Origin of the sequence: Flavobacterium anhuiense (genome assembly GCF_001705175.1) — a bacterium.
GTDB classification, from domain to species: Bacteria; Bacteroidota; Bacteroidia; order Flavobacteriales; family Flavobacteriaceae; genus Flavobacterium; species Flavobacterium anhuiense.
On the sequence record NZ_CP016907.1, the window covers coordinates 154629 to 174153 of the forward strand.

The 19525-nt window shown below is 30.5% G+C and carries 21 protein-coding genes; 9 read left to right on the forward strand and 12 right to left on the reverse strand.

All coding sequences use genetic code 11. The annotated features are described in order from the left end of the window. Window positions 1-82: 82 nt before the first annotated feature. Together ruvX and BB050_RS00610 are read right to left on the reverse strand one after the other, a co-directional pair. Entirely contained in the window at window positions 83-496 is a 414-nt protein-coding gene (gene ruvX, locus BB050_RS00605) for a Holliday junction resolvase RuvX (protein ID WP_008462647.1), read from the reverse strand. Between the two features lie 157 nt (window positions 497-653). Further along, window positions 654-1286 carry a PAS domain-containing protein gene (locus BB050_RS00610; RefSeq protein WP_066032214.1) on the reverse strand — a complete coding sequence of 211 codons (633 nt, stop codon included), beginning with the start codon at window positions 1284-1286 and terminating at the stop codon, window positions 654-656. Between the two features lie 263 nt (window positions 1287-1549). Between BB050_RS00610 and BB050_RS00615 the strand changes: the two genes are divergently transcribed. The 3 genes from BB050_RS00615 (at window position 1550) to BB050_RS00625 (ending at window position 5540) form a co-directional block, all read left to right on the forward strand. Continuing rightward, window positions 1550-2365, forward strand: a complete 816-nt coding sequence (locus BB050_RS00615) for a 2,3,4,5-tetrahydropyridine-2,6-dicarboxylate N-succinyltransferase (RefSeq protein WP_008462641.1) — start codon at window positions 1550-1552, stop codon at window positions 2363-2365. A gap of 537 nt (window positions 2366-2902) precedes the next feature. Further along, a complete protein-coding gene (locus tag BB050_RS00620) occupies window positions 2903-4408 on the forward strand; it encodes an LTA synthase family protein (RefSeq protein ID WP_236940397.1) in 1506 nt (501 codons plus the stop codon). A gap of 172 nt (window positions 4409-4580) precedes the next feature. Next, a complete protein-coding gene (locus BB050_RS00625; protein ID WP_066032216.1) occupies window positions 4581-5540 on the forward strand; it encodes a WaaS/CpsH family glycosyltransferase in 960 nt (319 codons plus the stop codon). Between the two features lie 151 nt (window positions 5541-5691). On the opposite strand, the gene BB050_RS00630 is transcribed toward BB050_RS00625, so the two are convergent. Next, on the reverse strand, window positions 5692-6435 hold the full coding sequence (locus tag BB050_RS00630) for a glycosyltransferase family 2 protein (RefSeq protein WP_066032217.1): 744 nt from the start codon (window positions 6433-6435) through the stop codon (window positions 5692-5694). 110 nt (window positions 6436-6545) lie between these two features. Here BB050_RS00630 and BB050_RS00635 point away from each other — a divergent pair, with 110 nt between their 5' ends. After that, complete coding sequence (locus BB050_RS00635) at window positions 6546-7625, forward strand: glycosyltransferase family 9 protein (protein WP_236940398.1); 1080 nt, start codon at window positions 6546-6548, stop codon at window positions 7623-7625. Between the two features lie 21 nt (window positions 7626-7646). Then, entirely contained in the window at window positions 7647-8417 is a 771-nt protein-coding gene (locus BB050_RS00640) for a glycosyltransferase family 2 protein (protein ID WP_066032218.1), read from the forward strand. On the opposite strand, the gene BB050_RS00645 is transcribed toward BB050_RS00640, so the two are convergent. Beyond that, window positions 8398-9165: a lipopolysaccharide kinase InaA family protein gene (locus tag BB050_RS00645; RefSeq protein WP_066032219.1), complete on the reverse strand. Its 768-nt coding sequence runs from the start codon at window positions 9163-9165 to the stop codon at window positions 8398-8400. The two genes, BB050_RS00640 and BB050_RS00645, sit on opposite strands and share 20 nt — an antisense overlap. 84 nt (window positions 9166-9249) lie before the next feature. On the opposite strand from BB050_RS00645, the gene BB050_RS00650 reads away from it, so the two are divergent. Next, window positions 9250-10320: a glycosyltransferase family 4 protein gene (locus BB050_RS00650; RefSeq protein WP_066032220.1), complete on the forward strand. Its 1071-nt coding sequence runs from the start codon at window positions 9250-9252 to the stop codon at window positions 10318-10320. On the opposite strand, the gene BB050_RS00655 is transcribed toward BB050_RS00650, so the two are convergent. From BB050_RS00655 to BB050_RS00670, 4 genes are read right to left on the reverse strand one after another with little or no spacing between them, the layout of a single operon-like run. Further along, entirely contained in the window at window positions 10317-11186 is an 870-nt protein-coding gene (locus BB050_RS00655) for a hypothetical protein (protein WP_008462635.1), read from the reverse strand. The two genes, BB050_RS00650 and BB050_RS00655, sit on opposite strands and share 4 nt — an antisense overlap. A 35-nt stretch (window positions 11187-11221) precedes the next feature. Beyond that, complete coding sequence (locus BB050_RS00660; RefSeq protein ID WP_066032221.1) at window positions 11222-12043, reverse strand: glycosyltransferase family 2 protein; 822 nt, start codon at window positions 12041-12043, stop codon at window positions 11222-11224. Window positions 12044-12053: 10 nt separating this feature from the next. Then, window positions 12054-12980, reverse strand: coding sequence for a nucleotide-diphospho-sugar transferase (locus BB050_RS00665; protein ID WP_066032222.1), 927 nt, complete (start codon window positions 12978-12980; stop codon window positions 12054-12056). 9 nt (window positions 12981-12989) lie between these two features. Continuing rightward, on the reverse strand, window positions 12990-14114 hold the full coding sequence (locus BB050_RS00670) for a glycosyltransferase family 4 protein (RefSeq protein ID WP_066032223.1): 1125 nt from the start codon (window positions 14112-14114) through the stop codon (window positions 12990-12992). 272 nt (window positions 14115-14386) lie between these two features. Between BB050_RS00670 and BB050_RS00675 the strand changes: the two genes are divergently transcribed. Beyond that, the gene (locus BB050_RS00675) at window positions 14387-14956 is read left to right on the forward strand and encodes an L-threonylcarbamoyladenylate synthase (RefSeq protein ID WP_008462627.1); all 570 of its coding nucleotides are present in this window, start codon (window positions 14387-14389) and stop codon (window positions 14954-14956) included. 218 nt (window positions 14957-15174) lie between these two features. Here the strand turns inward: BB050_RS00675 and BB050_RS00680 are convergent, their stop codons facing one another. After that, entirely contained in the window at window positions 15175-16299 is a 1125-nt protein-coding gene (locus BB050_RS00680; protein WP_066032224.1) for a cysteine desulfurase family protein, read from the reverse strand. 87 nt (window positions 16300-16386) lie between these two features. Here BB050_RS00680 and BB050_RS00685 point away from each other — a divergent pair, with 87 nt between their 5' ends. Then, complete coding sequence (locus tag BB050_RS00685) at window positions 16387-17382, forward strand: hypothetical protein (RefSeq protein ID WP_066032225.1); 996 nt, start codon at window positions 16387-16389, stop codon at window positions 17380-17382. Window positions 17383-17529: 147 nt separating this feature from the next. On the opposite strand, the gene BB050_RS00690 is transcribed toward BB050_RS00685, so the two are convergent. Continuing rightward, window positions 17530-18081 (reverse strand): Smr/MutS family protein, encoded by a 552-nt coding sequence (locus BB050_RS00690; protein ID WP_066032226.1) that lies wholly within the window; start codon window positions 18079-18081, stop codon window positions 17530-17532. Window position 18082: 1 nt separating this feature from the next. Beyond that, the gene (locus BB050_RS21800) at window positions 18083-18256 is read right to left on the reverse strand and encodes a hypothetical protein (RefSeq protein ID WP_008462622.1); all 174 of its coding nucleotides are present in this window, start codon (window positions 18254-18256) and stop codon (window positions 18083-18085) included. Between the two features lie 138 nt (window positions 18257-18394). On the opposite strand from BB050_RS21800, the gene BB050_RS00695 reads away from it, so the two are divergent. Then, window positions 18395-18649, forward strand: a complete 255-nt coding sequence (locus BB050_RS00695) for a DUF2752 domain-containing protein (RefSeq protein ID WP_236940448.1) — start codon at window positions 18395-18397, stop codon at window positions 18647-18649. An 80-nt stretch (window positions 18650-18729) separates the two neighbouring features. On the opposite strand, the gene BB050_RS00700 is transcribed toward BB050_RS00695, so the two are convergent. Continuing rightward, window positions 18730-19431, reverse strand: a complete 702-nt coding sequence (locus BB050_RS00700; RefSeq protein ID WP_066032227.1) for a DUF1003 domain-containing protein — start codon at window positions 19429-19431, stop codon at window positions 18730-18732. Window positions 19432-19525: the final 94 nt, after the last annotated feature.

Sequence of the window (19525 nt, forward strand, 5' to 3'; positions counted from 1 at the left end):
AAAAAAAACTAATTTTTGGATGATAAAAGTTAGGATTTTCTAAAAACCATTAAATTATAAATAAAAAATACGACGAACAGCGCTATTTTTTTGCGGAAAGATAATCTTGAAGCAGAATTGTGGCAGAAATTTCGTCTATTAAACCTTTGTTCTGACGCTGCTTTTTACTTAAACCACTGTCGATCATGGTTTGAAATGCCATTTTTGAAGTAAAACGCTCATCAACGCGAATCACTTTCATGTCTGGAAAGATATTCGAAAAATGCTTTGCAAAACCATTAATCACTGAAGCGCTTTCTGATGGCTGTCCGTTCATCTGTTTTGGCTCGCCAATCAAAACCGCTTCGACTTTTTCTTTAGCAAAATAATCTTTTAAAAAGTCAATCAAAGTATGAGTCGGAATCGTTGTTAAGCCCGAAGCAATAATCTGCATTTCGTCTGTAACAGCAATTCCTGTGCGTTTTTGTCCGTAATCTATTGAAAGGATTCTTGGCATGTTGTACAATTTTAAGCAAATTTAATCTAAAATATTTTTCTAATTTTCCATTTCACTCAAAATAAACTTCTTCAAGATTATTTTCAATAAAAAAATCCGCCCTGAAAACTCAAGACGGATCTTTATCCAAATATTCAAACCTAAAAAATAACTCAATTTATCTTCCGAACAAACGACTGAAAAAACCTTTATGTTCTTCTTCCTCTCCTGCATCCTCTTCTTCAGAATAATTAGCAAACTTAGATTGTGACTTTTCATGTTCGTAAATCAGCTCCTTAATATATTCAACGTAAGTTCTCTTTTTCTCTTCTAAGAACCCAATCAAGTACTTCTCGCTAAATTCTACTCCGCTTGCTGCTTCGATCTGCAATAACTTTTTATACAAAGGTTCAATATGCATCGCAATTACTTCTTGCGGTACGGCTTGCCTTCTTCCGAAATAATTTACAATAACGTCGTTTTCGTCGCGGGCAATTTCAAAATCTGTAATTACCCAATAGTATCTTCCAGACTTTGCAAGGTTTTTTACAATAGCATGAAAGTTTTTCCCGTTTTTAAGATTTTCCCAAAGTACTTTAAAAATTACTTTTGGCATATCAGGGTGACGTATGATATTATGAGGCTGTCCCATTAATTCATAGTCTTCGTAACCACAAACATCTACAAATACTTCGTTGGCATATTCAATAATACCGTATGCATTTGTTTTACTCATGATAACCTGAGTCTTATCCCAGCTTACTTCTTTGTCAATGATTACTCTGTTTTGAAGGTGATTTTCTTGATTCATATTTTACTGCTTATATGATTATTTATGGAATGGAATGTTGATCAACACTGCGAAATTAAAGTGAAGAAAAAAGAGAAATCCTGACTTTTGTCATATTTTGATATAAAAAAAACTTCTAGTGGTAATAGTATTAATCAAAAACTCATATATCCTTCGACAACCTTACAAATAAGAAACAAAAAGTTAAATTTGTAACATTTTCAAGTGGTTTTGCTTTTTTTGCATTTCTACAAATACGTTATCTTTGCCAAAAAATTAAACGTATGAATTCTTTACAGACTATAATTGAACAAGCTTGGGAAAATAGAGCTTTATTGCAAGAAACTACAACTACAGATGCCATTAGAGAAGTTATCGAATTGGTAGACGCAGGAAAATTACGTGTTGCTGAACCAGTTGGTGACAAATGGCAAGTAAACGAATGGGTTAAGAAAGCAGTTGTAATGTATTTCCCGATTCAGAAAATGGAAACATGGGAATCTGGTATTTTCGAGTACCACGATAAAATGTTGCTGAAAAGAAATTATGCTGAAAAAGGAATTCGTGTAGTGCCAAATGCTGTTGCTCGTTATGGTGCTTACATCTCTAGCGGTGTAATCTTAATGCCAAGTTATGTAAACATTGGTGCTTATGTAGACGAAGGAACAATGGTTGATACTTGGGCAACTGTAGGAAGCTGTGCTCAAATTGGTAAAAATGTTCACTTAAGCGGTGGTGTTGGTATTGGTGGTGTTCTTGAGCCATTGCAAGCAGCTCCAGTAATTATTGAAGACGGTGCTTTTATCGGATCCCGTTGTATTGTTGTTGAAGGTGTTCACGTTGGTAAAGAAGCTGTTCTTGGAGCTAACGTATGTTTGACAGCATCTACTAAAATTATCGATGTTACAGGTGATGAACCAGTTGAAATGAAAGGTTATGTGCCAGCTCGTTCTGTAGTTATCCCAGGAAGCTATACTAAGAAATTTGCTGCTGGAGAATACCAAGTTCCTTGTGCCTTAATCATTGGAACTCGTAAACCATCTACAGATTTAAAAACTTCTTTAAACAATGCACTTCGTGAGTACGATGTTGCTGTGTAATTGGTATAAAAATCTTGAATATATTAGGGCGGTCTTTACCGTCCTTTTCTATGCGTTTAAATAAAAAAACAAATAAAAATCTTACAAATATTAAAAAGTAAGAAAATTATATTAGTTTTGCGTTTTGAAAAATGTCTTCTAAAATAAGATGACACTTTATTTAAACGCCTTTTAATGAAAAATTATACGTCTAGTTTAAAATTATTTCTATACCGATATTCTCTAATTTTTTTTATCTATCAGATTTGTAACATCTTCTTTTACATAATAAATTTTAAATACTTTGATCATATAACAGTTCAAAATATTTTAGGAAGCCTATTGTTTGACCTTTCAGCAATTTCATATGTAACTTTTATTTTCTTAATAGCGCATGCAATTCCTGGTAATTTCAAGTTTAGCAAAACCTATCAGACTGTATTAAAAATTTCTTTTTTTTTAATTAACCTTTTGTTCATTGCTGCAAATCTCATTGATATTATATATTTCCGCTTCACAGGAAGAAGAAGCACTTTTAGCATGATTACCGCAAAAGGAATGGAAAAAGAAGCCTTGGGTTTATTTTTCTCTTTTGCCAAGGAATTTTGGTATATCCTTTTGCTGTTCATTATTTTAAGTGTCTTTTTTTGGAAATCCATACCTAATTTTAAAAACAAAAACGAAATAAAAAGTTTTACAAAAGAAAAATTCTTAAAGCAATCTTTTTACTTTCTTACGTCAATCTTTTTATTATTAATAGTTGGTCGTGGAGGATTTCAGAAAAAGCCCCTTAGAATTGTAGACGCTGCCAAATACAGCTCCCTCAATAACGCTCCACTCATTTTAAATACTCCTTTTTGCATTTTAAAAACCATATCTCAAAAAGAAGATATAGAGAAAGTCAATTATTTTAACAAAAAAGATCTTGATTCTATCTACAAACCAATCTTATCTTTTAAAACAGCAGAAACAGCAAACAAAAAAAATGTTGTAATAATCATTCTGGAAAGTTTTGGACATGAAAATATTGGCAAAAAACAAACTCCCTTTCTAGATTCTTTAATTACAAAATCGTATTATTTTAAAAACGGATTTGCAAACGGAAAAGTATCCATTGATGCTGTTCCATCTATTATTTCCAGCATACCTAGCTTGATGAATAATTCATTTATCATTTCTAGCTATTCTTTGGATAAAACAAATAGCTTACCAAAAATTCTTAAAAAAGAAGGATATACAACTTCATTTTTTCATGGTGCTTTTAACGGAAGCCAGAATTTTGATCAATATGCAAAAGCAGCAGGATTTGAAAAGTATTATGGAAAAGATGAATATATTGGCCCTGAAGCCTTTGACGGAAAATGGGGAATTTTTGATGAAGAATTTTTACAGTTTTTTGCGGGGAAATTATCGAGTTTTAAAGAGCCTTTCTTTAGCACTATTTTCACCATTTCTTCTCATAATCCATATAAAATACCAGAACGATACAAAAATAAATTCCCGAAAGGAACAACAGTTATACAAGAAAGTATTGCCTACACCGATTACTCTCTGAAACTTTTTTTTGAAAATGCTAAGAAGCAAAAATGGTACAGTAATACATTGTTTGTAATTTCTGCCGATCATACTTCTTCTAGCGGAGAATCAGAAATAGACAAAACCATAATTGGTAAATTTCATATTCCAATTTTATTCTTTGATGCAAGCAATCCAAACTTTTCTGGAGTAAACGAAAAAAATTTCCAACAGATTGATATCATGCCAAGTATCATAGACTATCTAGGTATAAACACAGATTTGATTTGTTTTGGAAAAAGTTTTAAAAGCAATCAAAATTTTGCTGTATTCTATTTGCAGGGAATTTACCATTGCGTACAAGATGATTATTATCTAGCCTTTGCAAACAATCAAGTTGTTGGATTATATAATTGGAAGAAAGATCCTCTATTAAAAAACAACTTACAGTCTCAAAATACATTTAAAACACTTGAAATTTCAAATTTTTTGAAAGCCTACATTCAAAACTTTAACGGACGAGTAATTGATAATAAACTTAGTATTTAAAAACTCTTTATCTAAACTAACGTATTATCACCTTCCCCCAGAATGTTTTCAACTCAAAATCTTTTCAAATCTGTTTTTTCTGTAATTATAAAAATGATACCACATTTTTAAAGTAAACATTAGGCTAATTATAATTTTAATTGGCCCTACAATCAAAAAAATATTCTTACAAATGAAAATTACTATAATTAGTCATGACAATTGGGGCTACAATCAAAATATTGTTAAAGCACTACAAAAAAGAGGACATATCGTAAATCATATTGATTTTAATACATTTAAATATAAGTATCCCAATTTTTCATATCGCATTTATAATTTTTTTCTAAAGGTATTTTTTAAAAAGAACATAAAGCACATTCATTTCGGCACTGAAATAAATAATCGTTTAGAAGCATTCGGACAAATTCAAGATATAATTTTAACTATAAAAGGAGATTTTATTGATTCTAAAAAAATTTTAGATTTTAAAAAATATACTAAAAAATCAATTGCTTTTTTTAATGATAACATTAAACGTTGTCCAAAAATAGTGTCGACAATTTCAAATTTTGATGAAGTTTACACATTTGAAAAAGAAGATGCCCTAAAATACAATCTAAAATTCATAACAAACTTTATTTACAACGAATCAAAATTAAATACAGAGGGAGTTTTTAAATACGATGTTTTTAATATTAGTTCGAGAGATAATAGATTTAGGACTATATGCAAAATTGCTAAAGAACTGAAAGCAAAAGAAATATCTTTTAAGTTCATCATTCATGATAAGAAAAATAAGCTCAAAGATCCTAATATAGAATTCATTCCAGAATCTATTCAAGTTGATCTAGTAAATAAATTAGTAAATGATTCGAAATTATTATTAGACATCCATCGCAAAGAGCAAAACGGATTATCCTTTAGAGTATTTGAAAGTTTAGGCCTGCAAAAAAAGTTAATTACGACAAATCATAACATTGTCCAATATGATTTTTATAATCCCAAAAATATTTTAATCATAGATGAAAAGAACATAAATTTTGACATCGATTTCTTTAGATCTTCTTATGAGCCAATTCCTGATGACATTTATAAAAAATATACTATCGAAAATTGGGTTGAAACGGTTTTTAATTTAGACAAGCAATAGTCAAATATCATAGAAACCTATTGGTTGAATAATTTTACTTTATTTGAGAAAGTCTCTTTTTTATCTTCACTAAAATTTTAAAATGTCAATCAAGATGTTTCCAATATAGAAATAACAGAAAAAAAGAGATGATTTGAAATCACCTCTTTTTTTACTTTTTCTGAAGCTTTATAAGCTTGGCATATTTCATATACGAGAAAAAAGCCTGAATCATTGCTATTGAGAGTCCGTCAAGACCATTGAAGATTCCTTTTTTAAAGAAATAGCAGCGAACAAAAGCTACTGTTCCGTTAAGAACAGGTTTGAAAGCATTAATTCTTTTCCCTTGATCAAATAACTGCTGTGCATGCCATCCAGAATACTGGTTCTTTTTTGCAATAATTTGATCAAAAGAATCCCATCCATAATGCAGAATATGTACAGCAACTTTTTTCTCGTTTTGAGTTACAATTTTCTGGTGTACTTTAGATTCTGAAGGATGAGCTGTTAGTTTATTAAAAAAACGAACTTTATGATCTGGATACCATCCTGAAAAATCAATTAACTTATCTGCTAAAAAGTTCTTTACCCTGAAACTGAAAGCGTCGTAATTTCCTTCCAAATACTTTTTGTTCAGAATAAATTCCTCAGCATCTTTATCCAAGAATTCATCCGCATCAAGATTTAAGATCCAATCATTTTTGCAAAAAGGCAATCCATGTGTACGTTGGGGACCATCTCCTAAAAATGCCTGTTGAATAACTTGCGCTCCTTTTTCTTTAGCTATTTCTACTGTTCGATCTTTACTGAAAGAATCCACAATAATAACTTCGTCACAAACTTTAAATAAGGCATCTATACATTTTCCAATGTTTTTTTCCTCATTGAAAGTAATAACCAAACCGCTAATTCCCATTGTTCATTTTAATTTGTTGAGCACAAAAATATAACTTTTTAATTTAGTTTAATCTTATTCATATCATCTCTTGTACACTTCGTAAAATAGTTTGTATTTTAGCCTTTTAATTGAACAAAAACCCAAATGAGAATATTAGTCATTCAGCAAAAAGAATTGGAGATGTTTTAACAAGCACGATTATTTGCAACAATCTTAAAGCCAAGTTTCCAGACTCTACAATTGACTATATGTGTTACCCTAATTCGATAGATGTTCTTAAAGAAAATCCGAATATTGATAACATAATACCGGTGACTAATAAAATCAGAAAATCGACTTTTGAGTTCATTAAATTTATTTTTGAGATTCGAAGAAAAAAATACGATGCTGTAATAGATGTATACAGTAAATTGGGAACTAGTCTAATTACTTTTTTCTCTGGTGCAAAATATAAAGTTTCTTACCATAAGTGGTATTCCAACATATTTTATAATTACAGTTACGAGCGTTTTGATGCCATAAAATCTGAATTTGGTTTGGCAATTGAAAACAGATTACTGCTTCTTAAACCTTTTTTCTCAGAAAAGATTACAAACGTAAAACCAAAGATCTTTTTAAAAGAATCTGAAATTGCTGAAGCAAAAAACATTTTAAAAAGTTATAATGTAGATCCTGAAAAACCATTGATTATGTTTGGAATTTTAGGTAGCGAGCATTACAAAACATATCCGCTTGACGGAATGGCAAAAATTATTGATTTTACAGTAACGAAAACAAATGCCACTATCCTATTTAATTATATTCCAAACCAAAAAGAACAAGCTTTAGAGGTCTATAATTATTGTTCGGAAGAAACCAAAAAGCATATTATTTTTGATTTATATGCTACAGATTTACGCCAGTTTTTAGCCATACTTTCTCAATGTGAAATGCTAATTGGAAACGAAGGCGGCGCGGTAAATATGGCTAAAGCTCTTGAGATTCCAACTTTCTCAATCTTCACTCCTTCTGTTAGAAAAGAAACATGGCAATTATTTGAAAATGAAGCAAAAAATGTTTCAGTTCATTTAAAAGATTTAAAACCTGAAATCTACGAGAAGCATACAGAGCAATATATAAAAGAACATACTTTTGAATATTACGCTGAATATCCATTGGAATTGATGCTCCAAAAGCTCGAAACTTATTTTCAAGAATATAAAAATTGAAAAAAGTAAAAGGAATTTATAATGAATAGTGAAAAGCAAAAATTATCAGTCCTGATTATTACGCTTAACGAAGAACAGCATATAAAATCACTTCTGGATGATATTGATTTTGCTGACGAAATAATTGTTGTTGATTCCTACAGTACCGATAAAACAGTAAGCATAGTTGAGTCTTTCAAAAATGTAAAATTGATTCAGCACCGTTTTGTCGATTATACATCTCAACGGAATTTTGCATTGAGTCAGGCAAAAAATTCATGGATTTTATTTATTGATGCCGACGAAAGATTAACACCAGAATTAAAATCTGAAATTGTTACAGCAATTAATTCTGAAAATGTCGCAAGCGCTTATTTTATCTACCGTATTTTTATGTTTAAAAACAGTCGATTGAAATTCAGCGGCTGGCAAACCGATAAGATTTTTAGGCTTTTTAATAAATCGAAGTGCCGATACAACGAAGAAAGAACCGTTCACGAGAAATTAATTGTAAACGGACCAATTTCCTCCCTAAAAAATAAAATCATACATTTTTCGTATTCGTCCTATGAAGACTATAAATCAAAAATGTATCATTACGGAATTTTTAAGGCTAATGAAAAATTAGCAAAAGGAATAAAACCTAGCTTCTTACTGCAGCTCCTCCATCCTCTATATACATTCTTGTATCAGTTTATAATACGTTTTGGTTTTTTGGACGGCAGAAAAGGCGTTATTATTTGTTATCTGAATGCTTACAGCATTTATATTCGCTATAAAGAATTAAGAAGAATTACTTCTTCCAAAATTTAAGTTTCTTTTTCAAGCGTTTTTTTCTATAAAACTTCTCTTGAAAATCTGAAGTATATTTCCATAAAGTTTCAAAAATCTTCTCTTCAGATTCTGCTTTATAATATTTAGCATATTCATTACTCATTGTCGCAACCATCTCTTCTAAAGGCGTCAAACGACAAAGGTTTTTCATGCGCATTTCAAAAGACATAGAATTATGAAACTCCATTCTGTTTAAATCTACCAGAAAGAAATCGTAATTTCCGCTGGCATTCTTTTTTATCAAAGTATTACCTGGGGAATGGTCTAAAAATTCGATGCCTTTTTCGTGAAGATCAAAACTAAATTTAGTAAACTGTCTTAAAATGTTCTCACGATCTGGAAAATCAGGAATTTCGACTAGTTCTCTATAAGTAAGATCTGCATTTAGATGCTCGCTTACATAAAAACTTTTTTCCAAACCCAGTACCGACGAAAACTCAGCAAATGCGATAGGTTCAGGAGTTCCAACGCCTAATTCTAACAATTTGTTTGCAAACTCAAATGATCGTTTTGCTTTTGATTTTCTAAAATATTTATAAGCGATTTTATTGATAAAGTGCGGAACTTTAAACGATTTTATATTAATTGTCTTGCCATTAAAATCAAACAATTTTATTTTGTTGCGATCTCCATTTCCAAAAAGCTCGCCTGTGGAACTAAACATTTTGATGGTATTCAGTATCGAATCAGTATTGTTCTCGAAAATTGGATTTACTTTAAAATTCATCAGCTTTTTTTTATAAACAACAAAAATACATATACGATTTAACACTTCAAATTATTATTGTATTTTCGTAAAAAAAAGAAAAAAATGTCATTTAAGATTTTTCTGGAAACACATAACATAATTAACAGAGCTGCTGGCTTAGGAACTTTCAATTATGAACTAGTAAAGGGTTTATCTACTTTAGATTTTAAAAATTTTGAATTAACACTAAACACTCCTAATCCTGATGTATTGAAAGAAGAATTTAAAGACAAATTTGAATATCACAAATATAATAGTCTATCCAGGCATCCGCTATTTAGAGTTCGAAAGAAATACGATTTATGGCACTCCGTAAATCAGAATACTAAAGTCGAGCCTTATCATTGTAACAAATACCTATTAACGATTCACGATGTTCATTTTATCGATGAAGTTTCTCCAGATCCTAATCATAGATTAAATAGGTTATTTAGAGCTAAACTCGAAAAATCAACTGCCATAACATATATCTCAGAGTTTGCAAAGTCTGAGACACATAAAAATTTTGATGTCCCAGATGTTCCAGAATATGTAATTTATAATGGAAACCCGATTTCTACAATATTAGACACATCTAAATATATTACAAACATTCCTGTTGACAAGCCTTTTTTTTATGCTATTGGAGATTTTCTTGAAAGAAAAAATTATCAGTCGATTGTTAATATGATGAAACATATAAAAGACTTCAACTTAATTATTTCTGGGAACAATGATAAAAAATACGGCGATAAAATAAAGCGGTTAATTGCTGATAACGGATTAACCAATCAGGTTTTTTTGACTGGAAAAGTAAGTGAAGAAGGCAAACAGTTTTTTATGAAAAATTGCACTGCATTTCTTTTCCCTTCAATTAGGGAAGGTTTTGGACTTCCACCAATTGAAGCAATGAGTTTTGGGAAACCTACTTTTTTATCGAATAAAACATCTCTTCCAGAAATTGGTGGGGAAGCATCAATCTATTGGGATAATTTTGATCCTGAATATATGAAAAACGTTTTAATCGAAGGTCTACATGATTATGAAACCAATAAAACTGAAAGAGAAGCAATCATAAAAAAACGAGCAGCTGACTTTGATTGGAAAAGAACAGCTGCTGATTATTTTGATGTATATACTAAAGTTTTATATTAATTCCATTTAAATAAAAATTTAAACCATTGTCCAAAGTTTTTCATAAAAAGATAGGTCTTGGAAAGTTTTAAAACTTTAGATTCTATTACAAATTTTTTAATATCTTTTAAGTTTTTACTAGGAAAATAGTTTAATCGTTTCCATCTTTCTGGTTCTATATAGTAAAAATTTTCAAACTGAAAGTAATTGTTTTCATTTACCTTAATCCATTTGTTCAAAAACTCAGGATTTACTTCACGTTTATGTCCCCAATTTTCTAATTTAAAACGTAATTCTTCTTCTGTTCTGGATAAAGATTCATGCAACACAATATTATCAGTGTAAATTACCTGTGCTTTAGTTCGTCGTGCGCAAGTATAATTAGGATAATTGGTAGCAAACACTGCTTTCATCGGCAGATCGACATATAATATCCCATTATCAGTATATTTATAAAGTATTATCCAAAAAGCGGCAATCTGGATTTTCTTCTTTTCAGGATTATCGAGATAATGGTCAAATTTTCTCAAGTCCATAACAAACTTTTCGAAATTTAAAAAGTACTCATCACTATCAATCTGAATGAGCCAATTTCCAATTCCCATCTTTAGAGACAGCAAGTGACGCTCTCTTGTATCCATATCAATTTCCGTGAGAGATGGGATATAGAAATTATCTTTATAAATCTCGATTTTATTATCTACATCAATTTCTTTTAGCCATTCAAAAAAAGCAGGATCTACCGCAAATTTATTTCCTGACCATGTGACGAAATTTTCATCCATAGCGATAAAAATTCTATCAGAAGCTCCATAAACAGGAGGGATAGACAACTTTAATTTTTCATAATCATGAGAAAATAAAAAACCAACATGGATTTTCTTCATATACATTTTTCAATCAAGGAGGAGTTAAGGAAAAATTATCTCTTTTCAATTTTAGGCAAAAATAGTAATAATACATTAATAAAACCTTTTAATAATTTCCAACTAATGTTATATTTTTTTATATGTTGAAATTGCAAAAACCTTTTCGAATTCAAAACTTCAACTTCTTTATAATCATCTTCAAATGCAGGAAAATATTTTTGAAAAGTTTCTTTTTTTTCTTCATTATATAATTCTCTGAATTTTGGATCTGAAGAGATTCCTGTAAAATCATAAACGGCAATAGTCTTTTTTAAATACTTATAGGATACATTTTGATGACATATAGTGTAAACAAAAAATTCCCAATCTGAAGCAATCTTATAATCTTCATTATAATAAAAGTATTTATCAAAAAGACTTTTTCTTATAAATGTAGATTGATGATTAATAGAACTTGTATAAAAAAAAGAAAAATGAAGTTTTTCACTATATGTTTTTAGCCTTTTTGATCCATTACTTTGTTTGTAATTGTCACCATAATAAATGTCATATTCAGACGTCAAACTTGAAACATTATCTTGCAGTACAAAATCATCATTAAAGCAGTCTCCACCATTCATAAATATTACAAATTCTCCTGTAGCAGCCTTAATTCCTTTATTCATTGCATGAAAAACCCCATTATCCTTCTCACTAATCCAATATGAAATTTTATTTTGATATTTTTCTATCAATTCTTTACTTCCATCTGTACTTCCGCCATCAATTACAATAAATTCGAAATCTTTGTATGTCTGATTAGTAACACTTTTAAGTGTTTTCTGCAGTCCATTTTTATCATTAAAATTTACAGTTATTACAGATATCACACTCATGGTCATTTAATTATTTCTTTTTCTTCCAAAATTTCAGTCTTCTCCATTTATTTTTTCTTCTTTTCCTTTCTACATTGAACTCTCTCGCCATAGTAAAAAAATCGGCTGTTTTACTAGGAAGAACTATAATAGGATGTGTGATATCGTCAAGTTTTTCAGTCTTTAAATTTGAGAAGCAATCATCAGCATTTATAGTATGCGTTGCATTTACTCCAAAACCTATGTTACTAATTAAATTTACATTGGGAATAATTGATAAACTATTATTAAAAAAATTGGTTATTGTCCATTGATAATCCCAAGTATCTATTTCGCTTCTAAGCATTTTATCAAAAATAGACTTCCAGCTATCTACAACAATTGGATCGCTGAAAATTAATTTAAAACTATTTTCAGCATCAATGTCTTTATACCTAGAAAGTTCAACATCATAATCATTCCAAGCTCTTCTCCACGAAGCCCATCCCCATACGTGAGTCAAATTCGAAAAATAATAGCTATCCTTTCCATGTTTTTGACCCATTTGTAAATTGCTGCCTCCAATGTGCCGTATTCTGGTATCAAATCGATATTTTTCAAGCATTGTGTCACAAAAAACAAAAAAATCATCAGATGGAAGACAATCATCTTCTAATATAATTCCTTCCTCTTCATTATCAAAAAACCAATTTATTGCAGAAGAAACAGCATACTTACATCCTAAATTTTCATCACGGAATAAAGTTTTTACTTCACAATCCCAATCAATTTTATTTATAATACTTCTAGTTTCATTACAAAGTTCTTTTTCATTGAATCTATCATTTCTAGGACCATCAGCCGCTATATACAACTTTTGAGGTTGTTGTTTTTTAATCTGTTCAAAAACCAGCTCCGTTACATCCGGACGATTAAAAATTAAAAATAATACTGGGGATTTTGTTTTATAATTATTCATTTTTATTAATTAATTTGAACACGCTTTCCTATAAAGATCTAAACATTGCTGAGCAGCATTTTCCCATGTAAACTTTTTTATTTGTTCAATTCCTTTTACCGAAAATTCTTTTCTTAATTCTTCACTTTGTATCAATTTCAGAATCTTTTCTTTTAAATCATCTTTACTATTCACATCAAAATATACTCCTGCATTTGCTGCTACTTCAGGAAATGAGCTATGATTTCCTAAAACAACCGGACATTCACAAGCCATAGATTCTAAAACTGGAATTCCAAATCCCTCATATAGCGAAGGAAACACAAAACATATGGCCTTTTTATAAAAAAGTCCTAATTCATTTTCTCTAAAATCAAATTGTAATATTTGCTTCTCTAAATCTAACCTTTTTATAAATTCTTTCTCTTCTTTATCTAATTTTCCACCTCCGGCGCAAACTAGGAATAAATTTGAATCATTTTTTAAAAGTTCTTTAATAGCTTCAGCTAAAAACTTAAAATTTTTATAATCTGCCCTAGATCCAACATATAAGATATAATTTTCTGGCAAATTCACATTAACATTTTCATTCACATTAATTGATGTTCCATGATAAATAACCTCTATTTTTGACTCATCAATATGTGGGTATAATGTTAAAATATCCTTCTTAGTATTTTGAGAAACGGCAATAATTTTCGCTGACTTTTCAATTAATAATAATTTACTTTCTCTTAATTCAGCAGCGTCAGAAAAATACTGCGGAAAAAGCTCATGAATCATATCATAAACTGTTAGGATAAACGGTTTTTCATTTATAAAATTTAAAAAGTAAGGATCATAGTATGTGGGAATAAAAACATCAAAAGAATCTTCTAATAATGTATTAATTGTTCTAGAGTAATTATTTTTTTTACTTTTTTTTCTAATACTTATTCCTAGTTTAGATAAAAGCCCTAAAAAATAGCTATTTCGTTTTTGGCTTTTATTAAAAAGTTTACTATCTCGATAATATAAATTTCTAGTATATAACCAAGGAGTGATAATCTCTAGACCAGCTTCATTGGAAAGAATAGAAAAAATCTCTGTATAATATCTTGAAACGCCTCCATATTTTTGATAATTAAACGCTTGGGAATCGAGGATTATTTTCATTGTTTGAGATTAATTTTCAAGTTTAAAATTAAAAAAAATAAGTAGCCAAATTACATTTTACAGACAACATTTCAGATTTTCCTTAATGAGAACAATTGGTTAAATTTTGCTGCAAAATAAATGCTTAAAAAACTTATATACTATTTTTTATTCATTTTAAAATAACAATCTTGTCATAATTTCTAAATACGTTTGATTACTTTCAAACAACTTTTTTTAAAGTTTATTATTTACCTTTACATTTCTTTCTGAAAGAATAAATTAATTAGTTTATGGATATTATAAACCAAGAAATCATCAACGCATACGAAGTAATAAAAAACGGAGGTATAATCCTTTACCCAACAGATACAGTTTGGGGAATTGGCTGTGATGCCACAAACGCGGAGGCTGTTGCTAAAATCTATAAATTAAAACAACGAGCAGAAACTCAAAGTATGATTGTTTTAATGAACAGCGAAAAAATGATGTACAACGTTTTTAAGGATATTCCTGAAGTTGCATGGCAGATTATGGATTTATCTGAAAAACCAACAACTCTAATTCTTGACGACGCTAGAAACGTTGCTCCAAACATCATTGCCGCCGACAAATCTCTTGGAGTGAGATTGGTAAAAGAACCTTTCTGCTATAAATTGATGGAAAGAATGAAAAAGCCGTTGGTTTCTACTTCAGCTAATATTTCTGGACAGCCAACACCACAAAGTTTCAAAGACATAAGCCCTGAAATTATCAATGGTGTAGATTATGTTGTAAAATTAAACCAAGACAAAGTCAACGGAAAATCTTCGACCATTATCAAATTAACTAAAGATTCTCAGGTAAAAGTTATTCGTAAATAGCTTTTTTGTTTCAAGTATACAGGTCTCAAGTTTTTGAAAAATTTTGAGTATAGTTTTTACCGCAAAGTACACAAAGAAGTTTTACTAGAATCTAAAGAGAGCTTAAAAAAAGTTCGCAAAGTTTTATCAAAACAAACTTTGCGAACTTTTTAGTTTTATTCTTATTGCACTCCTAATTAAAAAAACTTAAAATCTCAGAGCCCTAGCATCTCAGCATCTTAGACCGTTTTCAAACTCTCAATAAGCCAGTCGATATCTTCTTTGGTATTATAATGACTAAATGAAATTCGGAGATTTGGCAATTTTAAATCCGTCTCAGAAAGCATTTCGTTTAAAACATGCGAAGGTTTTATACTTCCAGACTGGCAAGCGCTTCCTCTTGAAACAGCAATTCCTTTCATATCCAAACTAAAGAGCAACATCGAGGTTTTATCTGATGAAAAAGGCAGAATAATATTGATGATGTTATAGAAATCATCTTTTTTCCCGTTGATTCTAAAATCTGGAAAATGAATTTCTAACTGCTCAATCAGGTAATTTTTTATACTTGAAATATAAGCTCTTTCTTCGTCTAATTTTTCATAAGAAATAGACAAAGCTTTTGCCATTCCGGCAATCTGATGTACAGCCTCAGTTCCTGCACGAAGTCCTTTTTCTTGTTCTCCTCCAAAAAGCAACGGTTGTAAACCAGAATTTTTTCGAATAAAAGCAAAACCAATTCCTTTTGGTCCGTGAAACTTATGCGCACTAGCCAAAATAAAATCAACAGGAGTCTTTTGCAGGTCGATTTCTGTCTTCCCAACAGACTGCACTGTATCTGAATGAAACAAAGCATTATATTGCTTACAAATCAAACTAACGCGATCTAAATCTAAAACAGTTCCCGTTTCGTTGTTTACATGCATTAAACTGACTAAAGTCTTTTTTTCGTCAGCCAATAAATTAGATAAATGTGTTAAGTCAAGACTTCCGTCTGTATTTACATTAACGTAGTCGACCTGAATTTTGTATTCATCTTGAAGCGCCCAAACGGTATGCAAAACGGCATGATGTTCAATCTTTGAAGTAATGATTCTTTCTACTTTTAAATCCTCGACAGAAGAGCGCAGAATCCAGTTGTCGGCTTCAGTTCCGCCAGAAGTAAAAATGATTTCTTGAGCAGTGCAATTAAGATATTTCGCAATACTCTTTCTTGAAAGTTCTAATATTGTTTTACCGTTTCGTCCAAAACTATGTGTAGAAGACGGATTTCCGTAATCCTCAAGCATTATTTTTGTCATTTCCTGAATTACTTCGGGACGCATGGCGGTTGTTGAGGCATTATCTAGATATACTTTTTTCATTGCTGCAAAGTTAAGAAATATCAATTGTCAAATCTTAAATATCATTTGGCATTTTTTTCACTATTTTTGACCCAAATAAATTTTACAATGAAAAAATATGCTGCCCTCTTATTATTTGCTCTTTTCTTAAACGGATGCGATGATGGAGATTTGACTGTAGATAAAATAGATTTTGAAGATATTGCAGAGTCTCAAGCTTGTGATCCTACAACAAATACTTTAATTTATAAATTAAAGCCACAAGAAGCGCTTTTACTTCAAATGCCAGAAGGAGCAATTATCAATGACAATGGCACCAAAACATACACAATAGATGCAAAAGGTAATGGTTCATACAGAGTAGTTTATAGAGCTTATGACGGAACTGTTGCGAAAGAAAATATTTGCGGTACGATTCCGCCAAGCACTCCAAAAGTAACCGAAGAATGGCTTGGAATTGATGGTCTAATCGAAATTGCAACCACTCAACTGGTAGATTCAAGCGCAACTGATGGAAGCACTAGAATTAAAGGTTATGAGCACAGTATCATTTTTAGAAATATCACATTTGCCAAACCAGCAGGAAACCAAACACAAGCAGAATTTGTATTTGGAACATACAATACTACTATAACACCAGCCAATCTGACTTTCAAAACTAACCCGAATGGATCTGCTTATGAATGTGACGAAGTGGCTAGAGTTTATAATTACAACAACACATTCTATTTATCGATTGATGATATAGATCCTGCTTTACTTGTCAATGTTGTTACTCCAAGCAACCAGCCTCGTACAAGTTTAATAACTGCTACACAAAATAAAGTGTTTTATAAAACAGCTAAAGAAGGAACTGGATCTATAACTCCAGCCTTTGTGTGTGCCAAAATACAGCCATCTGCTCCAGCAATCGAAGAAACCTGGACAGGGCAGCTTGGAGTTGCTAATGTAAGCGGAATTATCGAAGTCACTACTACTTTGACTGGACAAGTTTATGAGCACACAATCGTCCTTAAAAACGTAGTTTTACAAAAAGGAAATAGCAACTTTAAACTGGGAAGCAATTTCGTTCTTGGAAAAATTAATAGAACGGCGACGAACTAAATAAATAAATTTCTAAAAAGAAATCAGCAAAAATAATTCTTACAAAAAAACGTCTGTTTTTTGAGATGATTTTACAACTAAATCGAATCAAAAAAATAGACGTTTTTTTATGCTTTAAGGCAGCCCTTTTTACTGCATAAAATTGTTTTACTTATTGCTTTGTCTAATATAAACTTCTGTAGCTCCAAGACCATATTTTTGATAATTGGCATCTTGAAAATCAATTCCGTCATAACGGCCTAATAAAAAATCGAGTTCCGCTTTCAAAATTCCTTCACCAACACCATGAATAAAAACGATTTTTGGAATGCGGTTTCTTATCGCAAATTCGATATGTCTTTTTGCCGTTTCAGTCTGCAATGTCAAAATATCATAGTTTGACATTCCGCGTTTATTCGGAACCAATTTTTCGATGTGCAAATCAAATTCTGGAACACCAACATCACGTTTATCTTTCTTTTCTTTTACAAAACTTCTTGGTTTTGGCTCTGTTTTCTCTTTTGAAACTTCATCTAAATTAATTCTTTTAATAGAATTCATTAAATCACTGGTTTCTTGAATTTTAATTAGTTCATTGACTAAAAATGTCATCATAAAACCATCTTCTGTTTCAATCAAAACTTCATTATTTTTAACCGAAACTACCGTTCCGTTTATGGCTTCATCGAGTACTGAAACCTTATCTCCTTTTACCAGCATCCTACTCCTCTTTATCGTTATTTTTACTTGGCGTTTTTGCACTCAATTGCATCATTCCGAACATGAAAACTACAATTGCAGCAATCATGATATAGATGTTTTTTTCTTCCGAAACCTGTTCGTATAACGCAACCGAAATCGCAAGAATCATTATTATAATTTTAAAAGTTTTCATCCTTTCTTTATTTTAAGATTTCAAAAATATAAAACTTTCAAATAGTACTTCTATACTCCTTCAAACGTTTGTCATATTTTTTTAGTAAAATTGCAAAAAAGATCTGCCATGAGTTTAGAGAAATATATGATTCCTTGCATGTTCAAAACTGTGTTTGGCTATGACTGTTTGGGGTGTGGATTTCAGAGATCTCTATTCTTACTTTTTCAAGGCGATTTTTTAGCAGCTTTTAAAATGTATCCAGCCATTTATACCTGCCTTTTACTCTTTATTTTTTCGGCATTTCATTTCTTAGATAAATCTAGAAATTATAAAAAACTAATCTGGAGAATGGCAATCATAAATCTATTTTTTATGCTGGGCGGTTACTATCTTAAACACTTTTATTTTTAGATTTTCTAAAATCGCTTCGCTCTTTTTTGGAATTTGTCCCGATAGCTATCGGGGTTAAAAAAATGGAATTTTAAAAACTTTTATTTCTTAATCTGATCCAAAATATCGTTCATCATTTCGATTTGGACTTTTTGAATTTCGATTAATTCTTGCTGCTGATGCATAATCAAATGATCAATTTTATCATGAATTAATCTAATTTCCAACTCTGATTTAAGATTAATCATAAAATCTTTTTTAGCACGATTACGGTCTTTTTCTTCCTGACGGTTTTGGCTCATCATAATCACAGGTGCCTGTAAAGCTGCCACACAAGACAGTATTAAGTTCAAGAGAATAAATGGATACGGATCAAATCCTTTGTTTAAGAAAATAAAAACATTTGAGCCAATCCAAACCGAAATAAAAACTACAAACGAAATAATAAAAGTCCAGCTTCCTCCAAAATCAGCCACTTTATCAGCCACTATCTGCCCTAGGTTTCTTGTTTCCTCCTCTTCTTCCACAATACTTACAATCGATTTATCTTCTTTTAATGAAGAAATAACATTTTTCTCCATTGCAGAAAGAGCTCCGATTTCAGAAGAAAGATAATTTGAAATATATTTTTGGCGATAAACATTTAACTCATTTATAGAAATACAGTCTTCAGCATCAAAATCAGGATATTCTTTTTTAATTAATCCCAAAATAGGATCATGAATTGCCCTTCCGTAAATTTTCTCACTTTCAGGAAAAGAAATCCCAGAAATATCACTTTTAAATGTTTGATTGTTTTTCATTTTAATATATTTTAAAAGCTAATTTACGCAATAAACTTCTTAAGAATTGCATAAAAAAGAACCGCTTAAAATTCGTTTTTTATCACAAATCAAA